The sequence below is a fragment of the Pseudomonas sp. TE3786 genome, assembly GCF_054057335.1.
Map to the genome: position 1 here is coordinate 1 of NZ_JBSRZF010000038.1, position 5,659 is coordinate 5,659.

Genomic DNA, 5,659 nt, shown 5'->3' on the forward strand with positions numbered 1-5,659 from the left:
TGAGTTGATCGAAAGCGGTGTAAAGAGGGTGTTGACAGCGGTTTGAAACGCTGTAGAATTCGCCTCCCGCTGACGAGAGACTGAAGTTGATCTGAAGCGCAAGCGGTTGAGTTTGAAAAGAAATTTTCGAAATCGCTTGACGGAATAAGAGGCTGCTGTAGAATGCGCGCCTCGGTTGAGACGAAAGGCTTAACCAACTGTTCTTTAACAACTGAATCAAGCAATTCGTGTGGGTGCTTGTGAGGTAAGACTGATAGTCAACTGATTGTCAGCATCACAAGTAACACTCGTTAATTTGAGAGTTTTTTGCGATTGCTGAGCCAAGTTTAGGATTTTTACAAAATCCGATTATGTTTGAACTGAAGAGTTTGATCATGGCTCAGATTGAACGCTGGCGGCAGGCCTAACACATGCAAGTCGAGCGGATGAGAGGAGCTTGCTCCTTGATTCAGCGGCGGACGGGTGAGTAATGCCTAGGAATCTGCCTATTAGTGGGGGACAACGTTTCGAAAGGAACGCTAATACCGCATACGTCCTACGGGAGAAAGCAGGGGACCTTCGGGCCTTGCGCTAATAGATGAGCCTAGGTCGGATTAGCTAGTTGGTGAGGTAATGGCTCACCAAGGCGACGATCCGTAACTGGTCTGAGAGGATGATCAGTCACACTGGAACTGAGACACGGTCCAGACTCCTACGGGAGGCAGCAGTGGGGAATATTGGACAATGGGCGAAAGCCTGATCCAGCCATGCCGCGTGTGTGAAGAAGGTCTTCGGATTGTAAAGCACTTTAAGTTGGGAGGAAGGGTTGTAGATTAATACTCTGCAATTTTGACGTTACCGACAGAATAAGCACCGGCTAACTCTGTGCCAGCAGCCGCGGTAATACAGAGGGTGCAAGCGTTAATCGGAATTACTGGGCGTAAAGCGCGCGTAGGTGGTTCGTTAAGTTGGATGTGAAATCCCCGGGCTCAACCTGGGAACTGCATTCAAAACTGTCGAGCTAGAGTATGGTAGAGGGTGGTGGAATTTCCTGTGTAGCGGTGAAATGCGTAGATATAGGAAGGAACACCAGTGGCGAAGGCGACCACCTGGACTGATACTGACACTGAGGTGCGAAAGCGTGGGGAGCAAACAGGATTAGATACCCTGGTAGTCCACGCCGTAAACGATGTCGACTAGCCGTTGGGGTCCTTGAGACTTTAGTGGCGCAGCTAACGCATTAAGTCGACCGCCTGGGGAGTACGGCCGCAAGGTTAAAACTCAAATGAATTGACGGGGGCCCGCACAAGCGGTGGAGCATGTGGTTTAATTCGAAGCAACGCGAAGAACCTTACCTGGCCTTGACATGCTGAGAACTTTCCAGAGATGGATTGGTGCCTTCGGGAACTCAGACACAGGTGCTGCATGGCTGTCGTCAGCTCGTGTCGTGAGATGTTGGGTTAAGTCCCGTAACGAGCGCAACCCTTGTCCTTAGTTACCAGCACGTTATGGTGGGCACTCTAAGGAGACTGCCGGTGACAAACCGGAGGAAGGTGGGGATGACGTCAAGTCATCATGGCCCTTACGGCCAGGGCTACACACGTGCTACAATGGTCGGTACAAAGGGTTGCCAAGCCGCGAGGTGGAGCTAATCCCATAAAACCGATCGTAGTCCGGATCGCAGTCTGCAACTCGACTGCGTGAAGTCGGAATCGCTAGTAATCGTGAATCAGAATGTCACGGTGAATACGTTCCCGGGCCTTGTACACACCGCCCGTCACACCATGGGAGTGGGTTGCACCAGAAGTAGCTAGTCTAACCTTCGGGGGGACGGTTACCACGGTGTGATTCATGACTGGGGTGAAGTCGTAACAAGGTAGCCGTAGGGGAACCTGCGGCTGGATCACCTCCTTAATCGACGACATCAGCTTCCTTATAAGCTCCCACACGAATTGCTTGATTCATTGCGAAAGACGATTGGGTCGTCCTGGATGTATCGGGAGGATCAGTTACGAGTTGTCAGCCTAGTAGCCCGAACAATTGGGTCTGTAGCTCAGTTGGTTAGAGCGCACCCCTGATAAGGGTGAGGTCGGCAGTTCGAATCTGCCCAGACCCACCAATTGTTGTGGAAGAAGCCTCAAGTACGGGGCCATAGCTCAGCTGGGAGAGCGCCTGCCTTGCACGCAGGAGGTCAACGGTTCGATCCCGTTTGGCTCCACCACGACGACAAGTAAGAGTTCAGAATTGAGTATTCGCCGGAAGGTGGAATATTGAATTCTGGTCTTTGACTAGAAAGTATTAATCGTTCTTTAAAAATTTGGGTATGTGATAGAAAGATAGACTGGATAGCACTTTCACTGGTGTTTATTCAGGCTAAGGTAAAATTTGTGAGTTCTCTTAAGAGATTGAGAGTATTTCGAATTTTCGGCGAATGTCGTCTTCATAGTATAACCAGATTGCTTGGGGTTATATGGTCAAGTGAAGAAGCGCATACGGTGGATGCCTTGGCAGTCAGAGGCGATGAAAGACGTGGTAGCCTGCGAAAAGCTTCGGGGAGTCGGCAAACAGACTTTGATCCGGAGATGTCTGAATGGGGGAACCCACTTAACATAAGTTAAGTATCTTGCACTGAATACATAGGTGTAAGAAGCGAACCAGGGGAACTGAAACATCTAAGTACCCTGAGGAAAAGAAATCAACCGAGATTCCCTTAGTAGTGGCGAGCGAACGGGGACTAGCCCTTAAGTTGATTTGAGATTAGCGGAACGCTCTGGAAAGTGCGGCCATAGTGGGTGATAGCCCTGTACGCGAAAATCTCTTATCAATGAAATCGAGTAGGACGGAGCACGAGAAACTTTGTCTGAATATGGGGGGACCATCCTCCAAGGCTAAATACTACTGACTGACCGATAGTGAACTAGTACCGTGAGGGAAAGGCGAAAAGAACCCCGGAGAGGGGAGTGAAATAGATCCTGAAACCGTATGCGTACAAGCAGTGGGAGCAGACTTTGTTCTGTGACTGCGTACCTTTTGTATAATGGGTCAGCGACTTATATTCAGTGGCGAGCTTAACCGAATAGGGGAGGCGTAGCGAAAGCGAGTCTTAATAGGGCGTTTAGTCGCTGGGTATAGACCCGAAACCGGGCGATCTATCCATGGGCAGGTTGAAGGTTGGGTAACACTAACTGGAGGACCGAACCGACTACCGTTGAAAAGTTAGCGGATGACCTGTGGATCGGAGTGAAAGGCTAATCAAGCTCGGAGATAGCTGGTTCTCCTCGAAAGCTATTTAGGTAGCGCCTCGTGTATCACTGTTGGGGGTAGAGCACTGTTTCGGCTAGGGGGTCATCCCGACTTACCAAACCGATGCAAACTCCGAATACCAACAAGTGCGAGCACGGGAGACACACGGCGGGTGCTAACGTCCGTCGTGAAAAGGGAAACAACCCAGACCGTCAGCTAAGGTCCCAAAGTCATGGTTAAGTGGGAAACGATGTGGGAAGGCTTAGACAGCTAGGAGGTTGGCTTAGAAGCAGCCACCCTTTAAAGAAAGCGTAATAGCTCACTAGTCGAGTCGGCCTGCGCGGAAGATGTAACGGGGCTCAAACCATGCACCGAAGCTACGGGTATCACTTAGGTGATGCGGTAGAGGAGCGTTCTGTAAGCCTGTGAAGGTGAGTTGAGAAGCTTGCTGGAGGTATCAGAAGTGCGAATGCTGACATGAGTAACGACAATGGGTGTGAAAAACACCCACGCCGAAAGACCAAGGTTTCCTGCGCAACGTTAATCGACGCAGGGTTAGTCGGTCCCTAAGGCGAGGCTGAAAAGCGTAGTCGATGGAAAACAGGTTAATATTCCTGTACTTCTAGTTATTGCGATGGGGGGACGGAGAAGGCTAGGCCAGCTTGGCGTTGGTTGTCCAAGTTTAAGGTTGTAGGCTGACTGCTTAGGTAAATCCGGGCGGTTAAGGCTGAGAACTGATGACGAGTGCTCATTAGAGCGCGAAGTGGTTGATGCCATGCTTCCAAGAAAAGCCTCTAAGCTTCAGATAACTAGGAACCGTACCCCAAACCGACACAGGTGGTTGGGTAGAGAATACCAAGGCGCTTGAGAGAACTCGGGTGAAGGAACTAGGCAAAATGGCACCGTAACTTCGGGAGAAGGTGCGCCGGTGAGGGTGAACGATTTACTCGGTAAGCCCATGCCGGTCGAAGATACCAGGCCGCTGCGACTGTTTATTAAAAACACAGCACTCTGCAAACACGAAAGTGGACGTATAGGGTGTGACGCCTGCCCGGTGCCGGAAGGTTAATTGATGGGGTTAGCTAACGCGAAGCTCTTGATCGAAGCCCCGGTAAACGGCGGCCGTAACTATAACGGTCCTAAGGTAGCGAAATTCCTTGTCGGGTAAGTTCCGACCTGCACGAATGGCGTAACGATGGCGGCGCTGTCTCCACCCGAGACTCAGTGAAATTGAAATCGCTGTGAAGATGCAGTGTATCCGCGGCTAGACGGAAAGACCCCGTGAACCTTTACTATAGCTTTGCACTGGACTTTGAATTTGCTTGTGTAGGATAGGTGGGAGGCTTTGAAGCGAGGACGCCAGTTCTTGTGGAGCCAATCTTGAAATACCACCCTGGCAACTTTGAGGTTCTAACTCTGGTCCGTTATCCGGATCGAGGACAGTGTATGGTGGGTAGTTTGACTGGGGCGGTCTCCTCCTAAAGAGTAACGGAGGAGTACGAAGGTGCGCTCAGACCGGTCGGAAATCGGTCGTAGAGTATAAAGGCAAAAGCGCGCTTGACTGCGAGACAGACACGTCGAGCAGGTACGAAAGTAGGTCTTAGTGATCCGGTGGTTCTGTATGGAAGGGCCATCGCTCAACGGATAAAAGGTACTCCGGGGATAACAGGCTGATACCGCCCAAGAGTTCATATCGACGGCGGTGTTTGGCACCTCGATGTCGGCTCATCACATCCTGGGGCTGAAGCCGGTCCCAAGGGTATGGCTGTTCGCCATTTAAAGTGGTACGCGAGCTGGGTTTAGAACGTCGTGAGACAGTTCGGTCCCTATCTGCCGTGGACGTTTGAGATTTGAGAGGGGCTGCTCCTAGTACGAGAGGACCGGAGTGGACGAACCTCTGGTGTTCCGGTTGTCACGCCAGTGGCATCGCCGGGTAGCTATGTTCGGAATAGATAACCGCTGAAAGCATCTAAGCGGGAAACTAGCCTCAAGATGAGATCTCACTGGAGCCTTGAGCTCCCTGAAGGGCCGTCGAAGACTACGACGTTGATAGGTGGGGTGTGTAAGCGTTGTGAGGCGTTGAGCTAACCCATACTAATTGCCCGTGAGGCTTGACCATATAACACCCAAGCAATTTGCTTAATCGCAGATTGACGGTGTGAAGACGAACGAACCGAAAGTTCGAACGCAAATTACCGAATCTGAAAAACACATACCCAATTTGGAGTAACGCGAAAGCGAGACTCCACCCGAATTGCTTGACGACCATAGAGCGTTGGAACCACCTGATCCCATCCCGAACTCAGTAGTGAAACGACGCATCGCCGATGGTAGTGTGGGGTTTCCCCATGTGAGAGTAGGTCATCGTCAAGCTTAAATTCCAAACCCCCTATCCGTGAAAACGGGTAGGGGGTTTGTTTTTGTCCGCGAAAAAGTT

At 50.9% G+C, this 5,659-nt stretch carries 2 tRNA genes and 3 rRNA genes; all 5 read left to right on the forward strand.

Annotated features, from left to right (window positions below):
* Positions 1–356: 356 nt before the first annotated feature.
* The 5 genes from ACVW0Y_RS23790 to rrf all read left to right on the forward strand — a co-directional run bounded on the left by ACVW0Y_RS23790 (position 357) and on the right by rrf (position 5,595).
* Positions 357–1,893, forward strand: a 16S ribosomal RNA gene (locus ACVW0Y_RS23790).
* 128 nt (positions 1,894–2,021) lie between these two features.
* Positions 2,022–2,098: transfer RNA gene (locus tag ACVW0Y_RS23795), tRNA-Ile, on the forward strand.
* Between the two features lie 26 nt (positions 2,099–2,124).
* Positions 2,125–2,200, forward strand: a tRNA-Ala gene (locus tag ACVW0Y_RS23800).
* Between the two features lie 251 nt (positions 2,201–2,451).
* Positions 2,452–5,341 (forward strand): 23S ribosomal RNA (locus tag ACVW0Y_RS23805).
* A 138-nt stretch (positions 5,342–5,479) separates the two neighbouring features.
* A 5S ribosomal RNA gene (rrf, locus tag ACVW0Y_RS23810) occupies positions 5,480–5,595 on the forward strand.
* The 16S, 23S and 5S rRNA genes sit together here with 2 tRNA genes alongside, the layout of an rRNA operon.
* Positions 5,596–5,659: the final 64 nt, after the last annotated feature.